This window comes from uncultured Thioclava sp., assembly GCF_913064665.1.
GTDB classification, from domain to species: domain Bacteria; phylum Pseudomonadota; class Alphaproteobacteria; order Rhodobacterales; family Rhodobacteraceae; genus Thioclava; species Thioclava arctica.
In genome coordinates this window covers 1-17,539 of the sequence record NZ_CAJYBT010000042.1, presented here as the reverse complement: position 1 = coordinate 17,539, position 17,539 = coordinate 1, and the positions used below count along the sequence as shown (strand labels likewise).

Sequence of the window (17,539 nt, the reverse complement as noted above, 5' to 3'; positions counted from 1 at the left end):
GCGGCAGCCCGACGGGACGGAGCAACACATCCTTGCCGCGCGCGATGATCCCCGAATTGCCGCATCCTGATCAGTGCCAGCCGCTTGGGCGACAAGCCTAAGCGGGATCGACACCTGCAGCTGGTTGCTCATGACGCTTGGCTCCGGGCAAAACCGTGGCGCATATCGCGTTTACCTGTGATGGCAAATATGCCTTGGTTTCGATCTGGGAAGACGACGGCGCGGTGATCGTCTACGGTGCCAAAACGCTTGCAGAACTGCGCCGCGGGGCGATGCGCAAACGATCGGGAAAATACAATGTTTGGAACAAGTTCACAGTCTCGGATGGCACCAGTGACGGCCCCCGCCCTTCTCATTGTCGCCCATGGCAGCCCGTCCGAGCCTGAGCCGCAGGAAGAGGCGCTGCGCGCTTTGGGCCGCGCCGTGGGCGAACACCTGCCGGGCTGGCGCGTCGAGGGCACGACATTGGCGGCCGAGGGCTGTTTTGAGGCCGCCGTTGCGCGGCTGGGGCGGCCGTTGGTCTATCCATTCTTCATGTCCGAGGGCTGGTTCACGGGCCGGTTCCTTGCCGGGAAAACATCAGGGCTGGGCCTTGAACAGCTTGCCCCTTTCGGCGTCGATCCCGCGTTACCGGCCTGCGCGGCGGCACGCCTCATGGCCACATTGCAGTCGCAGGGATGGGCCAGCCGCGACACCGCCCTTCTGCTCGCCGCCCATGGCAGCGCGCGCTCAAAAACCAGCGCCGACGCGCCGCGCGCTTTCGCCAAGAAACTGGCGCAGGCAATCGCGTTTCGCAGCGTGACGACCGGCTTTGTCGAGCAGCCCCCCTACCTCACCGACGCCGCCCGCGATCTGGATCAGGCGCTGTGCCTTGCGTTCTTCGCCCTGCGCTCGGGCCATGTCGAAGGCGACCTGCCCGAAGCGTTCCGCGCGGCGGGCTTTGACGGCCCCGTCCTCCCGCCTTTCATCGAATGGAACGAGGTGCCAAAGCTGATCGCACAAGGCACCCTGCGCCAAATCGACCAGCAAAAAGAGACGATCAGATGAACCTGCGCAAACCTCTCCCCGCGACATGGGCGGCGGCGCGCTGGATGCAGCATCTGACCGCGGAGGCCGAGCCCACACCGTCCTAAAAGGCCCGATCGGCAGGTCAATTGTAGATAGCGCAATCTCGCCCAGCGCGTTCGGTCGTGGCGATCCGCTACGCTGCGGTCTCGCCGCTGAGATTGCACGCCAACAAGCGCCCGCGCTGGTGCGGTCCTTAAGGTGATCGACAATTGCGATCCCATAGGTAGCTGTGTCCTGCATCCCCGCATTCAAAGCGTGACCATCAGTCACGATCCGGGCCGCGGCGTGACGGGGAAGCGCCGTTTCAATCTGATCTCTCCGCCAAAGCCGGGGCACGATGGCGGCCGGGTCCTGCGCGCGTTGACCGGGGCGATGCGCGCTGAGCAACTCCACCAGCATATGACTCACATGGCCATCGTCATAGTGGAGCATCACTTCGTCCCCCTGACGCTGCGCAGAGATCAGCACGGGTGAGGCCAGCAAATCCAGCAGGCGTTCATGGGTCTGCGGATGCAAGCCCGACGGGAAATTGTCGCGCAGCCAAATGGTTGGGAATGACGTCTATGTCTCATCCTCCCCAGTCACGACACGCGTGTCAGCGCAGACCACAAGAGTGTTCACGGCCTTCGGATATCCTGTTCAGCTTGAGAGGTTGATCGCAATTAAGGGATCAACGGCAGGGTGGCGGTTACATCATCAGAGCCTGGGCGAACAGCATCTCGACCTTCTTCCGGAGGTTCTGGCGATTACGTATTCCGTGGTCTGAGCGATCGCACGGGCCCGAGCGCGGGATGGTTTGTAAAACGACCGGAGCACCTTGCGTGCAGGTTCCTTCGGGCCGCCGCGCGATTTCAGCTCGCAGATATCGCAATCGGCCTTGCTCGCCCAGTAGCGGAGCATGCCATCCTCGTCTGGTTTCTTATCCGAAGCTATCGCTCACCCTGTCAATCATCGTTCGCACCAATCCAACCTCGGCCTGGCGGATCGAGCGCGTGGCCTCCACGTCGAGGATCACGCCGTTGTCGGTGTCGATCAAGTCGATGATGGAATAGGCAAAATAGGCTGGCCCGCCTCTTGCCCCGGTCCACCGTCCGGAGCATGTGATCGGGCGGGGCATGTGCCTCGATTGAGATTTCATAGACCAGAGCGCTCTGCGCTTGCTGTCAGGATGCCATCATCTCCGCCCACCTCCACCTGTTACAGGGGAATTGAAACAGCGCTCAGGGCTTCGAGCAAACAGAGCTTTTCAACGAAATAAGCACATAGCTGCTGTTGGTGGCGGGCGCAGCGTCCAGCAGTATGGGCTCAAAGCAGACATCCGGCGGCTCGGCGTAGCCTTCCCGGCACAATCGCGGTCACTATCGACGGTCCCACGTTTAGGCCGCTGCAGCGTGTAGTCATGGGCAAACTGGGCAGACCACCACGCCGAATGGCATTGCTGACGCAAAATCAGTGAACGACTTTGGCTGCATACGACAGGGGGTTTTATCGCTCTCGACCCGTTAATTCAGGCGCGAATTCTAGCAGGGTCAACCGTCTCGCGCGGTTTTCCGATCAACCGCGTGACATCTGGTTCGGGACAACGCCACGATAGTGTGGTGGCCGTCGGCGCGCCTCTCAAAGCGAATATCGCCGCTCGCCGCCGTAATCGCGTCGGTGGCGATTGCCAGACCCAGACCGGAGCCGGACGGATCGACATTGTTACCCTTAACGAACTTCTCCTGCGCCTGCCCTGCGATGGCGGGCGGCAAGCCCGGGCCGCCATCGCGAATGTCGATGAGAACACGCGCCTCGGTATCGCTGACTTTCACGAGCACATCAGAGCCCGTCGGGCTCGCCTGAATGGCATTCTCGATCAGGTTGCGCAGGGCAATCGTGAGCAGAAATGGATCACTTGAAAGGGTCAGTGACCGCAGGGGGGGCTCCAGTGCGAGGCTGATGGTTCTACGATCTGCGACCTCGGTCAGATCGGCAAGCACCTGCCGTAGCAGGGCATGCAGTTCGAGCGGTGCCGATCGAGTCTCGCGGCTTTCGACCTGCGCGAGATCCAACAGTTGATGCACCATGCGATCGGTGCGGTCCACCGATGTGGAAATCGCCTCCAGCGCGCGGGCGCGCGTCGCCTGATCGGGCGCCCGACGTGCAATATGGGCCTGCGTCTTGAGCCCGGCGAGCGGCGTTTTCATCTCATGGGCCGCATAGGCGATGAAATCGCGCTCACGTTCGCGCGCCCGTGCAAGCCGCGCGAGTAGATCGTCAAGCGCGCCCGCGAGTGGCCGGATTTCGCGCGGGCGCTGCTTTGACTCGGGCAGCGCACCGAGATCGTCCGTGCGCCGCGCCTCAAGATCGCGCGCGAACCGGGCCAGCGGAGCGAGCCCGGTGGTGATGGACAGCCAGATCAGCCCCCACATCACCGGCAAGATCACCACGGCGGGCCAAAGAAACCCTGCGATGACATCACGCACCAACCGATCGCGAATGGCCAGACTATCCCCCACCGTGACCTGCCCGCCAAGATCGGGGTCAACGATGGTATAGACACGCAGCGCCTTGTCGTCGCGCGTGATCGTGCGAAAGCCGGTGGCGTCTGCTGGCACCATCTGCTCGCGCGGCGCCCCGGTCGAGCGCCCAACGAGCCCGCTCGAGAAGGACCATATCTGGCAGAACTGCTGATGTTCATAATCCGCGCTTGCCGGCAGTGAGATCTGAGCCGGGTCATCGCGATTGAGTGCAATCTGGTTCTTAGACACCAGTGAAGCGACCATCTGCGCGGCTTCCACCAGCCGCGCGTCGAGCACCCGCGTCAACTCGGCGCGGGTCGACTGTTCGATCCACAGAACCGCTGACAGCCAGACCGCCAGTGTAGCACCCGTAAGGATCAGGAAGAGGCGGAGACGGAGCGAGATGGCGTTTTCTCCTCTGGGCGCAGCCGGTAGCCGATGCCGCGCAGGGTTTCGATGAAGTCACGCCCAAGCTTGGCGCGCAGGTGGTGGATATGAACCTCGACGGCGTTGCTCTCGACCTCTTCGTCCCAGCCATAAAGCCGATCCTCGAGATCGGATTTCGCAAGCACCCGTCCGGGCCGTTCGGCTAAGGCCTGCAAAACCGAGAATTCGCGGCGCGAAAGCTTCAGCGGGCGGCCATTGATCGCAGCCGTATGCGCGCCGGGATCCAGTTCAAGACCGTCATGGGTGATGTGTCCGCTGGCCCGCCCTTCTGCGCGTCGGGCCAGGGCGCGCAGCCGCGCGGCGAGTTCGTCGAAATCGAAAGGCTTGCCAAGATAGTCATCCGCCCCGGCATCAAGCCCAGCGACCCGGTCTTGCACCTGATCGCGCGCGGTCAGCAGCAGGACCGGCAGGCCCGCACGGCGTGAACGCAGCTCGCGCAACAACTCCAGCCCAGAGCCATCGGGAAGCATCAGATCAAGCACCAAGGCTGTGTAGTCGTTTCCAGCCAGAGCCGCGCGCGCATCTTCAAGGCATCCCACCACGTCCGCCGTGAACCCAGCCATGCCCAGCCCGACCCGAAGGCCATCGGCCAGAATGCTGTCATCTTCAACGACGAGTATGCGCATGTTTTCTCCTTCACCGCCCTTGGAGCGCGCCAACCTTAAGGCTGACTTAAGATTCGCCGGCAATTCGGCCAGCATGATTGCACGACCTTCACCCCTCCCGCCATGCCGTGCCCTCTGGGTGCTCTTTCTGGCTTTCGCTCTGTTGCCCGGCCTCGCCGTGGCACAAGGGTTCGAATTGCTTAAACCCTCGGGCGCAGGCCCGTTACCGCCCGATGAGGCCTTTCAGGTCTCGACCGAGTGGCAAGACGACGGAACGCTCGCAGTTTCGATCGCAATCGCGAAGGGCTATTACCTCTATCGAGATCACCTGACTGTCAGCACCGATAGTGGGACCGAACCGCAGATCGAGACAGAACCGGGTGAGACAAAAGATGATCCGAACTTCGGAACGGTAGAGGTCTGGCACAGTCACACACAAGCCACCGTGAGCAAGATCACGGGGCCGTTCACGCTGCACTGGCAGGGCTGCGAGGAAAAAGGTCTTTGCTATCCGCCGCAAAGCCGTGAGATCAAGCCACCGGCACAGTTGGCCACTGCAGGGTCCGCATTGGGCAAGACAAGCCAAGCTTTTGAGACGCCTGACTACGCCACGACAAACAAGGTCGCCGCAACAGCTTTGACCAAGACGGCTTCGTCTGCGGACACCCCGCTCAGAATATTTTCAGGGAACGGGCTGGTCGCGGGTATTGCGGCGCAGGGCGGCTGGCTGCTGGTTGTGGCAAGCTTTTTCGGCTTCGGCCTGTTATTGGCTTTCACCCCCTGCGTCCTGCCTATGGTGCCTATCGTGGCGGGGATGCTGGGGGCGCAGGGCAAGGGCCTGACGCCGCTTCGCGGGCTGGCGCTGACGGGCACTTACGTCTTGGCGATGGCGCTGGCCTTCGGGTTGCTGGGGGTGGTTGCGGCCTGGTCGGGGCAGAACCTGCAATTTGTGATGCAGGCGCCTGCGACGGTCATTGCCTTGGCGGTGCTGTTTGGGCTGCTAGCGCTCTCCTCTTTCGGTCTGTTCGCGCTGCACCTGCCGCAGGGGCTGACCACGCGGATCAGCGCGTTGAAAGGGTCGAGCGGCTCGCTTGTGGGGGCGGCCCTTCTGGGCTTTACCTCGACGCTGATCGTGGGGCCCTGCGTGACGGCACCGCTCGCAGGAGCTTTTCTCTACATTGCCCAGACCGGCGATACCGGGTTGGGCGCCGCGGCACTGTTTGCGCTGGGATTGGGTCAGGGCGTGCCGCTCTTGGGCGTCGGGGTGTTCGGTGCGGCCATCCTGCCGCGCATGGGCGTGTGGATGACCGGGATCAACCGCGCCTTCGGGTTCATCTTTTTGGGCGTAGCTGTCTGGCTGCTTGATCGCGTGATATCGGGGCCGGCGGTGCTGGCGCTTTGGGCGCTGTTGTTGATCGGCCTCGGTGTCTGGCTTGGCGGTCGTGATCGCTTCGACGCGCAAACCTCAGCGCTGCGCCGCTTTGGCGGAGCGCTAGGCGTCGCAGCGCTTCTCACAGGTGCCATTGAGGCCATTGGCGCAGCATCGGGCGCCACCGATCCGCTGCGTCCACTGGGGCGGCTCGCTACTGGCTCTGCGCGCGATACACAGACGGGCAACCTGACCGAGGCGGATTTCCTGCATGTCGAGACACCCGAAGACCTGAAGAGCGCACTTGCAAGCGCGCAGGGCAAGCCAGTGCTGTTGAATGTCACAGCCAAGTGGTGCACCGAATGCGCCACCATCGCGCGTGAGGTCATCCCCGACCCTCAGGTTCAAGCGGCTTTGCGGCAGGTCACCCGGATCGCGGTCGATGTCACCAAGACCGGCGCGCCGCAGCAAGCCCTTCTGAAATCTCTGGGCGTGATCGGCCCGCCGACGCTGATTTTCCTGACCCCCGAGCATCGCGAAGCCCAAGGCACCCGCCTGATTGGCGATGTGACCGCGCCCGCCCTCACCGCATCGCTCAAGGAGATCGCACAATGACGCATGCAAAAATCGCCATGCTCGCCCTCGTGGTGCTTGCCGCTTGTGCGCCCGAGCCGCCCAAGACGGCCCCCGCCCCGGCCCCACCGCAGCTTAGCGCACATCTGCGTGCGATCTATGGCCCAACCGAGGATGACGGCCGCACGATCCCGGCGGTCAATCCGAAATATCTCAGCGAGGAGAAAGCCCGTCAGGAGGTCGATTACTGGACGGATGAGCCGCCCGGCACGATTGTCGTCGATCCTTGGGCGCGCAAGCTTTATCTCGTGCAAAAAGGCAACCGCGCGCTGCGCTACACCGTTGCGGTGGGCGAAGACGGGCGCGGATTTGCTGGCAAGGGTCACATTCCCTATCAGCGCGACTGGCCAAGCTGGACGCCGACGCAGAACATGATCAAGGACGATCCCGCGCTTTACGGCCCCGTCAAAGATGGGCTCAAGGGCGGGCTCGACAATCCGCTGGGCGCGCGTGCACTTTACCTGCATCGCGGCAATCGCGACACGTTCTACCGCATCCATGGCACGATGGACGATTCCAGCATCGGCAAGGCAACCTCGGCAGGCTGTATCCGACTGTTCAACCAAGACATCATCGACTTGGCTGACCGGGTGCGCTCGGGCACGGATGTTGTCGTGCTGACGCGCGCGCAAAGCGGTCAGGGCACGGTGCCACCGGGCCAGCCGCTGCCGCCGGTGCCCTATAGCGCCGATGATTTCCCCAATCCCGAAACTTCCGTAGGAGACCAGACATGATCGACCGTAGAACCTTTCTTGCCCTTACCGGCACCGCGCTGATCCTGCCCCGCGCAAGCCTTGCCGCCGATATCACCCCTGAAGCCGTCTTTAACGACCCTGATGCCCCCGCGATGGGCAATCCCAAGGGCGACGTGACCCTTGTCGAGTTCTTTGATTACCAATGCCCCTATTGCAAATCGAACCACCCGGTCATCGAGCAGGTGATGAAAGAAGACGGCAATCTGCGTGTCGTCATGAAGGATTGGCCGATCTTTGGCGCGCCGTCGGTTTATGCCTCGCAACTGGTGCTGGGTGCGCAGAGCATGGGCAAGTATCAAACCGCGCTCGAGGCGCTGATGGCGACGAAAGGCAAGCTCTCAAACGCGCAGATCGACTCTGTGCTCAGCGCGGTGGGCGTGGATCCGAAACAAGCCGAGGCCGGTTACAAAGCCAATCGCAAACAGATCGACGCGCTGCTGATACGCAATGACGCGCAAGCGGTGGCCATCGGGTTGCGCGGCACACCTGCCTATATCATCGGGCGCGATGTCTATCCGGGCGCGGTTGACGCCGCCACTTTGCGCGATGCGATCAAGACTGCCCGCGCGGCTTGAGACCTGCAGTTTCTGGTCTCCGGCTGCCCAAGATGCTGCCGGAGACTCTGCAGCAAGCGTATCTGCTACGCGGCCGCGCGTCGCCAACGCCGCTATCGCGTGGTGTCGAACGTCCTCCGCGCCACATGCGGCGAACGCCGGCTCTCCGCCCTTCAGGTCTGGAGACATCGCCGAGCCTGTCGCGTTCTACTCAATATTGCATCCACCAAAGCGATCTTGTCTTCATCGGACCAGTAAGCGCCCCCATCGGATCATGCTTGTCTGGAGCAGTGTCCAGAACCTCTATCCGTCTGTCGTCGGTCATTTTGCCATACTGACGATTGGTGGTCAGGTCGCTTTCAGGGGCCATATTTTTAGACCACGCCGTTCGTTGCCCAGACGTAAGGGCCGATTGTTGCGTTCTGCGGCGATGGTGTGTTTTGCAGAATGCGGCGTGTAAGTGACTGCTTGATTGCAGCAGGCCAGAGCAAATGCTTCGGAAACCGAGTGTTTGGACGCCATAGGGGCAATGGGATCTCGGTTGATGCGCAGGCTGATCAAAGTATCCGCCCGCAACGCGCCCAGAAACGCAATTGCGAATATCGCACGCTGCCGCTTCTGCAGGTGATTTCTTAAAGGCATAGCCTCCACGATTTGGGCTGCTTTCTCCAGCGTCGGGTAAGGTTTCGCGTCTTGAGGCAGGCTCTTAATACGCCGATTTTGGCAGCCGGAAGCAATCTGGACGGTCTTTGGCCAGATGCTGGACGTCATCCTGCTTGATGAGCCAGACAATGAAATCAATTGATTAGAGGCGGTGTGGCTTACGGTCGATTTCAAAGCTCCAATCCCAATACCACCGGGAACCGACCCAATACCTTCGTGTGCGCAGCATCCCAGCTCATCGCGGGATCGAACCAGATCGTCAGCGAACCCCGGCGTTTGAGCGCGCGGTTATAGGCTGGCCAGTTCCTGGTCTTGTAGGTTGGGGGTGACGGCCTGCTCATGCATCCTAGCTACTAGGCTGGTTTCACACGACAAATCCCTCACAGGATTTGTGCATCAGAGCCATCTCGACACTATGACGGCCAAGACCGTCAGGCCTCTGTGTGCGGCACAGGCGGATCGGGCGGCGTCGCACTCTGGGGGCGAGGGAAGATCCGCACGCGGACCGTGCGGGTCTGTCCCGCGCCGGGGAAACGCACAGTATCACCCTTTGTGGACACGCCATCGACGGTGATCTCGGCCCGCCCCGTGCCAAGATGGTCGGGATCCTCAATCGAGAGCGCCAGCGTGCCCTGCGGCCCGCGAAGCAAGATTTTTGCCTGACCCCAATCCCGGGGCAGACATGGGGCCACACGGATCGCACCGGACAAGACCGTGACACCGAAGATGCCGTGGATGGCGAGTTGCCATGTCCAGCCAGCTGCGCCGGTATACCACGACCAACCGCCCTGCCCCGCATGAGCTTTGCCCGACACGTCGCCCGGCAGCACATAGGGTTCGCGCAAGTAAACCGCAGCCGCCTCGGGCGAAGATGTGCGCCGGATCGGATTGATGATGTCAAACACCTGCCACGCATCGTCACCCGCGCCCATCTGGGCGAAAGCAAGCCCCAGCCAGGCCGCAGCATGGGTATATTGCCCACCATTTTCGCGGATCCCCGCGGGATAGGCCTGAATATAGCCGGGATCGCGCCCGGTCAGGTGAAACGGCGGTGTCAAAAGACGGATCAGCCGCGCCTTCGGGTCGACAAGCTGGGCGCGCGCAGACTCCATCGCCTGATACGCCCGCGCATCGGGCGGATCGCCCGACAAGATGCTCCAGGCCTGCGCAATAAGGTCGATCCGGCATTCGTCATTGGAATCTGAGCCCCAAGGCGCCCCCTCATCGTCGAACGCGCGCAAGAACCACGCGCCATCCCACGCTTCGTCGTGAATGGCTCCCCGCAGAGCCTGAGCATGGTGCCGCCAGCGCTCTGCGCGCGCGTGCTCTGCGTAGGGCTCGGCCAGCGGCGCAAAGAGCCCCGTCGTTGCAATCTCGAACCAAGCCAGCCAGACGCTTTCGCCCCGGCCCGCATCGCCCACCCGGTCCATCCCGTCGTTCCAATCGCCGGTGCCGATCAGCGGTAGCCCATGCGCGCCAACGGCAATCATCCGGTCCAGCGCGCGCGCGCAATGCTCGAACACCGACGCCGAGGCGCCGGTCTCGAACCGGGCGTAGCGATCCCCCTCGTCCGGATCCAGCTCGGCGCCCGTAAGGAAGGGGATTTCGACATCAAGGATCGCCGTATCGCCGGTCGCGGCCACATACCGCGCCGTCACATAGGCCAGCCACAGATAATCGTCCGAGCAACGCGTGCGCACGCCGCGCCCTGACGGCGGGTGCCACCAATGCAGCGCGTCGCCGGTTTCAAACTGACAGGCCGCCGCGCGCAGGATCTGGCTGCGCGCACGGGCCGGGTCTGAAAACAGCACAGCCAGGACATCCTGAAGCTGATCGCGAAACCCGTAAGCCCCGCCCGCCTGATAGAAGCCAGCGCGTGCCATCAGGCGGCAGGCCGTGTTCTGATAAGGCAGCCAGCGGTTCACCATCAGATCGAACGCCGGATCTGGCGTGGTGACCTGTACCGCGCCAAGCCGCGCCTCCCAAGAGGACGCCACCTGATCAAAGGCCTGCGCGAAGGCCTCGGGGCTGCGCCATGTCGCAAGCAATGCGCCTGCTGCAGCCAGATCACTGCCCTGCCCGAGGACAAAGACGACCTCGGTCGTCTCATTGGGCTCAAGATTGAGATGGACCTGATAGCCGCCACAGGCATCGGCACCGGGCACGAAGCGCCCCCCCAGATCCCAGCGTTTCAGACCCGCCGGATCGGACACACTGCCCTCCTTGCCAAGGAAATCATGCCGATCTCCGGTCAGGCTGTGGGGCTCTTGCGAGGCGCTGAGAAACGCGATCCGCGCGCCAAATTCCGGGGTCCAGCCGTTGCGCGCCAGAATGGCCTTGAGCTCGGCATCATAGATAGTAACGACATGGGGTTTCGCCGCACTCTCCATCGCGCCCAGCACCCATTCGGCATAATAGGTTGCCGTCACCCTGCGGGTCAGCGCCGAGCGGTTCTTCAGACGCAGCCGGATCAGCTTGACCGGCGCATCGGTTGGCACCAGCGCGATCAGATCTTGCTCAATCTCGTGGCTGAACTGGGTCCAGCGCGTGTAGCCCTTGCCATGGCGAATCTGACACTCGGCCGCATGGCCAAGCGGTGCCGGTGTCGGCGTCCAGACTTCTGCTGTCGCCTCATCGCGCAGATACAGCACCTCGCCCGGTTCATCGGCAACCGGGTCATTGGACCACGGCGTCAGCCGATTTTCGCCACTGTTGAGCGCCCAGGTCATGCCAAGGCCGCTCTCGCTGACGATCGTGCCAAAGTCTTCATTGGTCAGCACATTGCACCAAGGCGCAGGGGTATGTGTGCCCGGTGCCAGATGGATCACGTAATCCTGGGTCTGCGGATCGAACCCGCCCAATCCATTGTCGAACTGGAGCGATGCCGGGCGCGCAAGCGGCTGGCGGGTCTCAAACCCAATGCTGCCAAGCGGTTGGAAGGGCGGCGCGGGAAACCGGGTTTCAAGCATCCGGTCGAGCAATTCGGACAGATCCTCCGCATCCCGCTCAAGGACGACATGGGCCGCAGCCGTCAGGCAGGCCAAGGTTTCGGGGTCCGTCTGATCCGCTGACAGCAGTCGTAAACCGCCGTTCCGCCCCAGCGAACTCTCCGAATGGGTGTCGCGCAGCACCGATAGGATATACTCGCGCAGCGGCCCCTCATAGCCGCTCGCGCCCATGTGCAAGATCACCAGATCGAACTGTAAGCCCCTGTGCCGCCAAAGCTTCTGGGCCCGCACGAGCGTTTCCAGAAGGGTCAGATCCTGCGTCTGGTTCACCGAAACAAGCAAGATTGGCAGATCGCCCGATATCCCCAACCGCCACAGGCCCGGCTGCCCGAGCCGGACGCCGCTAACCGATGCGGGCACCGCGCGCAGCGTTGCTGAGGGTTGTAGCAATAACGACGACATCGCCTGCAACTGAGGCAGTTTCGCAGGGTCGAGTTGAAGGCGCTGCACCTCGCGGGCGGCCTCGAGGGCGGCATCGCGGAAGGCGCGGTCAAGGGCCTGAAATGGGTAACGCGCGGCCGTGTCGAGAACATCCCCGCGCGAGGGTCCGACGACCGTCAAGAAGGCGAAGCTCCGCGTTTCCATCGGTTTCAGGCGCAAACGGACCTGCAGCGCCATCACGGGATCCAGCGTCCAGCCGGTCGTGCCGCTCAGACCCTCACGCAGACCTTGCGGATCTTTGGCCGACCCGTTGCGTCCGATGAAGCGCGCGCGATCAGTTTCGAACCCGTGGACCGTCAGATCAGGGCCTGTCGTCACCAGCCTGTGCAACAAGACCGGCGGGCGGGTTTCAGGGCGGCGCGGGCGGCGCTCGAACAGCAGCGCCCCTTGATCGGGCAGATAGGTGCTGCCCACGAACAATTTGCTGAAGGCCGGGTGTCGTTCGTCTTGTTGCGGGGCTGCCAGCACGACCTCGGCATAGCTGACGATATCGACCTCACGCGCGACATTGCTTTCATTGATGACGGTGATCTTGCGGATTTCCACATCGTCATAGGGTGCAATCGCCACCTCCATGCGCGTAGAGATATCGTCATGGCGGCGGAAGGTTTCGACCATATGTTGATGAAAAACGGTCTTGCCCTCGGGGCCACGCGCCTGGGTCGGCTGGCGACCGATGGACCAGACCGACCGCTGCGCACCCTCACGAACATAGACCCAGGTGCCGTGACAATCGCGGGTCGCATCTGGCCGCCAGCGGGTCAGGGCATCGCCCTGCCAGAATAACCCACCGCCCCCGGCTTCCGAGACGCGCGCGGACAAATGGGCATTGCCCAGCATGTGAAGCTGCGGCACGGCTGCTGCGGTCGAGGGCACCCAGGCTGGCAAAGCGGCAGGCGCAAGCACGTCGGCATCGGCGTAAGCGTCCTGGGCTTCCCTGATCTGTCCCGTCTCGATCGGGGCATCCCACGGCACGCGCTCGTGCAAAAGCAGATCCATCGCCTGAAAGGTTTCTTCGCGCATCACGCGCCTCACATGAATATCGCCCATCAGAACATTGGCGATCGCAACCAGCGTCATACCCTGATGATGCGCCATATAGGTGCGCACGGCGACGAAGCGATGCGGCCCGAACCGGCGGCTTGGAGTGAAATCCAGCGCATCGTAAAAGCCGAACGTGCCAAGCGCCTCGAGCTTTTCAAGCGCCTTGAGGTTCAGCACCGCCGCCCGCGGCAAGGCGCATAGCGCGAGCGCCGAGGCATAGGGCGCCACCACCAGATCGTCCGACAGACCACGCTTGATGCCCAAACCCGGAACGCCAAAAGCGCGATACTGATAGTCCCCACCCGCATCGGTCAGCCCATAGGCCGATTCCGAGATGCCCCACGGAATTCCCCGCTCGGTCGCGTAGCGGCGTTGATAGTAGACCGCGGTCGCCTCACTCTCGCCCAGCAGGGTGTCGCGGCGGCTTGGCAAGAACAGCGCGGGCATCAGATATTCGAACATCGACCCACTCCACGACAGGATCGACGGCTTGCCCCGGATGCGGGTGATCGGCCGACCAAGCGCGAACCAGTGCTCGACCGGGGCATCATGCTTGGCAATCGCGAAATAGCTGGCTAGGCGCGCTTCGGTCGCCAACAAGTCATAGTGGTTGTGGTCCATGCGCCCAACGCTGTGATTGTAGCCAATCACAAAAAGCCGAGCCTCCTCATCGTAGAGAAAAGCAAAATCCATGCTATAGGCAAGCGCGCCACAGCGTTGCGCCAAGATATCCAAATCCCGCGCGAGGTCTTTTTGCCGGGAAACTCCCTCTTCGATGGCCCGCGTCAGATCATCCAGCCAAGCCCGGCTGGCTGGATCCTGCGCCGCAGCGCGCAGGGCCGCGCCAAGTTCGTCTAGAACGCGCGGAGCATCTTCGATCAAATCCGGAATCGGTCGTAGCGGGGCCAGACGCCGGGCAACATCCTGGGCAAGCTTCTCCAGCGGACCCGGCGGATCGGCCAGAAGTGCCGCCCATGGAAAAAACGACCCGACATCGCGCGCCAGCGCATGGACTTGGCGATGGAACGCGTCCAGCCAAACCTGAATTTCGCTCAGCAACTCGGTCGCGATGGCGGGAGCAGCCGCAATGGCTTCGTGTACGGCGGTCTCAATCTGATGCCAGAGCGGCCCGGCCAGCGCGTCTGCCACCTCTTTCCAGCATGTCGGATCATTGTCGGCATCTGCGATCTTCGCCTCGATCTGGCGAACACAGCCCTCAAGCGCCGATTGCTGCGTCCCGCGGATGCGGCGCAGCGCCTGCGTCAAAAGCTGCGTTGTCGTACGCAAGGCATCCCAACAGGCGCTGTCAAAGGCTGGCGCCTTGGCCGCCTCAAGGCAGCCCTGCTTCAGCGCAATCAGCGAAACGGCAAGGTTGCCGCTATCCACCATCGAGACATATTTGGGCTCGAGCGGTGCGAGCGAGCGGGTATCGTACCAGTTGAAGACATGGCCCCGATAGGTTTCCAGTCGCTCCAGCGTCTCGACCGTGTTCCGACAGCGCACCATAAGATCGCTGGTCGTCACAAAGCCCATATCGCGGGCCGACAGCGCCGATGCAAGAAACATGCCGATATTCGTAGGCGAGGTGCGATGCGCGACCTGCCCGGTTTCATGCTGCTGGAAATTGTCCGGCGGCAGCCAGTTGTCCTCGGGCCCGGTGAAGGTCTCGAAATAGTGCCATGTGCGCAGGGCGACCCCGCGCAGGAACTGAACCTGATCCGCGCCCAGATGCTCGCGGCGCAAAAGCCGCGGCCGGGCTGTCCAGACCGCGATCTCGGGGGCGATGAGCCAGAGCAGCAAAACCGGGGCGGCTGGCCAGAACGACTGGAGATCGTACAGCATCAACTGCGCAGCGATCGTGAGCGCGAGCGCCGAGGACGGCCACATCATTTTCCAAAGGGTCGATCGGATCGGCTGATCGCGCAGCTTCGCCGCGGAATGCGCCGCCGAGGTCCATTCCAGCAAGTACTGCGGCTTGACATACAGACGCCACAGCGTGCGAAAGACGGCATCAATGCCGATCATCGTGTCTGTCACCAGGAAGGTGATCGCGAGGAACCAGCGCCCGCCCTTCTCGGTAAAGCGATGGAGCGCATAGCCCAGCGCGCCGCGCCGAAAGCCGCCCGACAAGACCCCGTAAACCTCGGCGAAAATATAGCTTCCCGGTGCCGCAAGCGCGAGAATGGTCCATAAAACGGCGCTGCCGGGCAGCACCATCCACCCCGCGATGAAGAACAAAAGCAGCGCTGGCGGCACCAGACTGCGGCGCAGATTGTCGACGATCTTCCACCGGTCCAGATTGGAAAAGACTGTGGCAACCTGAGTGCCATGCGCTGCGGGCACCCGCCGCCAAAGCCACGGCAACAGCTGCCAATCCCCGCGCATCCAGCGATGCGCGCGGGCAGCATAGTCCAGATAGGTCGTGGGGAAATCTTCATACAGAACGATGTTGCTTGCCAGCGCGACGCGCCCGTGCAGCCCCTCGAAAAGATCATGGCTGAGAATACTGTTTTCGGGGACGCGATCGGCAACGGTGCTGAGGAAGGCGGCGACATCATAGATGCCCTTGCCAGCAAAGATGCCGACGCCGAACACGTCTTGATACACGTCAGACACCGCCCGCGAATAGATGTCGATCGCCGTATCGCCGGTATAGAGATAGGAAAAATGCGTCACGGGCTTGTCGTCCGGCATGACCTCGAGCCGGGGTTGCAAAATGGTGTATCCGCGCGCGACACGCCCCGAAACCGGGTCAAACTGAACGCGGTTCAGCGGGTGTGCGAGCGTCCCGACCAGATGGGCCGCCGACCCAGGGGGCAGCTCTGTGTCGGCATCCAGAACGATGGCGAATACGATCTCTTGAAGGCGTGCGACATCGCCCTCGACATGTGAAAAGACCTCGGGCGCCGCCAGCCCACCCGTCACGAGCTTGTTGAAGCTCTCAAGCTTGCCACGCTTGCGCTCCCACCCCATCCAGCACCCTTCGGACGGATTGAAACTCCGGCCGCGGTGCAGCAGCACAAAAGGCCCCCCCGCGCCCGTATCATAGCGCGCATTCATCGCCCTTACGGTGGCTTGCAGACAGCGTTCGATCCTTGCATCGCCGGGCTGGTTTTGTTCCGGCGCATCAGGCAGATCCGTCAGCAGGATAAAGCGCAGGGCAGCATCGCGGTTGGACAACCAGCGGATTTCCATCTTCTCGGCAATATGCGCGATTTCCTCCTCGCGGCTGACGATCACCGGAACGACAACAGCCGTGGTGAACCGGGCGGGGATCTTTTTGCTGAAATCAAGCTCGGGAAGACCGCTGGGGCGCGTGAACCGCGTGATGAGCCAATGTATCACGGTCACGCTGAGAACCGTCGCAGGCAGCGCCGACAAAAGCAGGACCCCGATCCAGTGCCAGATATTGGCATCGGTCATCAGCAGGTGCCACGAAGGCACCAAAAGCCCGACAAGCCACCCCAGCGCCAAGGCGCCCCAATAGAACGCGTGGCGCCGCGCCGAAAGAAAGCGACGCACCGCCATTGCCAAGGGCAGTCGACATCCAAGTGCGGCCTCTAATTCGGGTCGGCCGTCATCGATCAGCCAGTAGCCCACATGACTGCGCAGCGGATCGGTCGGGATGCGTCGCGCCAGCGCCAGCGCCTGATCTGCAACGCTCAGTTCGGAACAGCGGGCCTGCTCTGCCAAGGTCTCGACCACGGATCTGTAGCGGCTGCGCGTCTCGAGCGTCATCAATCGGTAGACATCGGCCGGATCATCGCACAGCGCCGCCTCGATGCGGCTGGTCCGCTCGACCACATCGGTCCACTTGATGGCTTGAATGCCGATCAGCGTCGTCAAGGCATCCGATACAGCCGTGGGCGGATCGCGCATAGCGGCCTGCTTGGACCAGGGCGTCGGTTCGAACCTTGGCGCCAAGGACGGCTCGAGCAGGCTGAAAGCTGCCACGAGCCGGTCCAGCGCAACCAGTCGCAGCACCGATGGCAGCGCCCACAGCTCTGCATTGCTTAGCGCGGACACGTCTTGATAGGCGACGAGATATTCCACCAGCGCATGCATCGAGACCTGATGCTGCAGGCGATCCATAAGATCCTGCGCCAAATCGACCACCCGTGGAGTACGCTCCGCCACAGGATCTGAGAGCGCAGACAGCCGGCGATAGAAGGCTGGAGGAAAGTCTTCGTCAAGTGTTCGGATGGCGCGGGTTACCTGATACGCGTTATCGAGCAACCAGTCGGCCGAGCGCATATGCGCGGGCGCGGGGTCTTTGCAAAGGGCACGGGCAGCCTCACCCCAGCCCTACAGTGCCGTCAAACCCCGACAGAGCTCGATGTCGGCGGGCGGCCCGTCGTAGCTCGTTTCCGATCCGTCCAAGAGGCGACTACCAATCGTCCAGTACGCCGCTTGCTCCCTTGCTTCGCCAGTGCTCTTGACTCGCTCTCTTG

8 protein-coding genes and 3 pseudogenes are annotated in these 17,539 nt (G+C 62.6%); 5 read left to right on the top strand and 6 right to left on the bottom strand.

All coding sequences use genetic code 11. From position 1 onward, the window contains the following. Nucleotides 1-143 precede the first annotated feature (143 nt). A pseudogene (locus QZ571_RS15110) lies at nucleotides 144-386 on the top strand (cytochrome D1 domain-containing protein); the annotation flags it as partial. Continuing rightward, nucleotides 298-1,047: a cobalamin biosynthesis protein CbiX gene (locus QZ571_RS15105; protein ID WP_295536603.1), complete on the top strand. Its 750-nt coding sequence runs from the start codon at nucleotides 298-300 to the stop codon at nucleotides 1,045-1,047. The pseudogene QZ571_RS15110 and the gene QZ571_RS15105, both read left to right, overlap by 89 nt. Before the next feature lie 958 nt (nucleotides 1,048-2,005). Here QZ571_RS15105 and QZ571_RS15100 read toward each other — a convergent pair. From QZ571_RS15100 to QZ571_RS15090, 3 genes and pseudogenes are all read right to left on the bottom strand, one after another. Further along, nucleotides 2,006-2,158, bottom strand: a pseudogene (locus QZ571_RS15100) (IS5/IS1182 family transposase); the annotation flags it as partial. A gap of 439 nt (nucleotides 2,159-2,597) precedes the next feature. Then, the gene (locus QZ571_RS15095) at nucleotides 2,598-3,917 is read right to left on the bottom strand and encodes a sensor histidine kinase (RefSeq protein ID WP_295536627.1); all 1,320 of its coding nucleotides are present in this window, start codon (nucleotides 3,915-3,917) and stop codon (nucleotides 2,598-2,600) included. 29 nt (nucleotides 3,918-3,946) lie between these two features. Beyond that, nucleotides 3,947-4,642, bottom strand: coding sequence for a response regulator transcription factor (locus QZ571_RS15090; RefSeq protein WP_295536595.1), 696 nt, complete (start codon nucleotides 4,640-4,642; stop codon nucleotides 3,947-3,949). A 157-nt stretch (nucleotides 4,643-4,799) separates the two neighbouring features. On the opposite strand from QZ571_RS15090, the gene dsbD reads away from it, so the two are divergent. From dsbD to QZ571_RS15075, 3 genes are read left to right on the top strand one after another with little or no spacing between them, the layout of a single operon-like run. Then, on the top strand, nucleotides 4,800-6,605 hold the full coding sequence (gene dsbD, locus QZ571_RS15085; RefSeq protein ID WP_295536588.1) for a protein-disulfide reductase DsbD: 1,806 nt from the start codon (nucleotides 4,800-4,802) through the stop codon (nucleotides 6,603-6,605). Next, on the top strand, nucleotides 6,602-7,357 hold the full coding sequence (locus QZ571_RS15080) for a L,D-transpeptidase (RefSeq protein ID WP_295536586.1): 756 nt from the start codon (nucleotides 6,602-6,604) through the stop codon (nucleotides 7,355-7,357). Before dsbD ends, QZ571_RS15080 begins: the two co-directional genes overlap by 4 nt. After that, complete coding sequence (locus QZ571_RS15075) at nucleotides 7,354-7,953, top strand: DsbA family protein (protein ID WP_295536584.1); 600 nt, start codon at nucleotides 7,354-7,356, stop codon at nucleotides 7,951-7,953. Before QZ571_RS15080 ends, QZ571_RS15075 begins: the two co-directional genes overlap by 4 nt. Before the next feature lie 327 nt (nucleotides 7,954-8,280). Here QZ571_RS15075 and QZ571_RS15070 read toward each other — a convergent pair whose 3' ends face one another. The 3 genes and pseudogenes from QZ571_RS15070 to QZ571_RS15060 all read right to left on the bottom strand — a co-directional run bounded on the left by QZ571_RS15070 (nucleotide 8,281) and on the right by QZ571_RS15060 (nucleotide 17,180). Beyond that, complete coding sequence (locus QZ571_RS15070) at nucleotides 8,281-8,769, bottom strand: hypothetical protein (RefSeq protein ID WP_295536582.1); 489 nt, start codon at nucleotides 8,767-8,769, stop codon at nucleotides 8,281-8,283. A 41-nt stretch (nucleotides 8,770-8,810) separates the two neighbouring features. Beyond that, nucleotides 8,811-8,936: pseudogene (locus QZ571_RS15065) on the bottom strand (IS5/IS1182 family transposase); the annotation flags it as partial. Between the two features lie 90 nt (nucleotides 8,937-9,026). Beyond that, nucleotides 9,027-17,180 carry a glucoamylase family protein gene (locus QZ571_RS15060; protein WP_295536579.1) on the bottom strand — a complete coding sequence of 2,718 codons (8,154 nt, stop codon included), beginning with the start codon at nucleotides 17,178-17,180 and terminating at the stop codon, nucleotides 9,027-9,029. Nucleotides 17,181-17,539: the final 359 nt, after the last annotated feature.

Coding starts and splice junctions, on each gene's coding strand:
- QZ571_RS15090 (WP_295536595.1), bottom strand. CDS start 4,642: ATGCGCATACTCGTCGTTGAAGATGACAGCATTCTGGCCGATGGCCTT.
- QZ571_RS15075 (WP_295536584.1), top strand. CDS start 7,354: ATGATCGACCGTAGAACCTTTCTTGCCCTTACCGGCACCGCGCTGATC.
- QZ571_RS15060 (WP_295536579.1), bottom strand. CDS start 17,180: ATGGATCGCCTGCAGCATCAGGTCTCGATGCATGCGCTGGTGGAATAT.
- QZ571_RS15105 (WP_295536603.1), top strand. CDS start 298: ATGTTTGGAACAAGTTCACAGTCTCGGATGGCACCAGTGACGGCCCCC.
- QZ571_RS15080 (WP_295536586.1), top strand. CDS start 6,602: ATGACGCATGCAAAAATCGCCATGCTCGCCCTCGTGGTGCTTGCCGCT.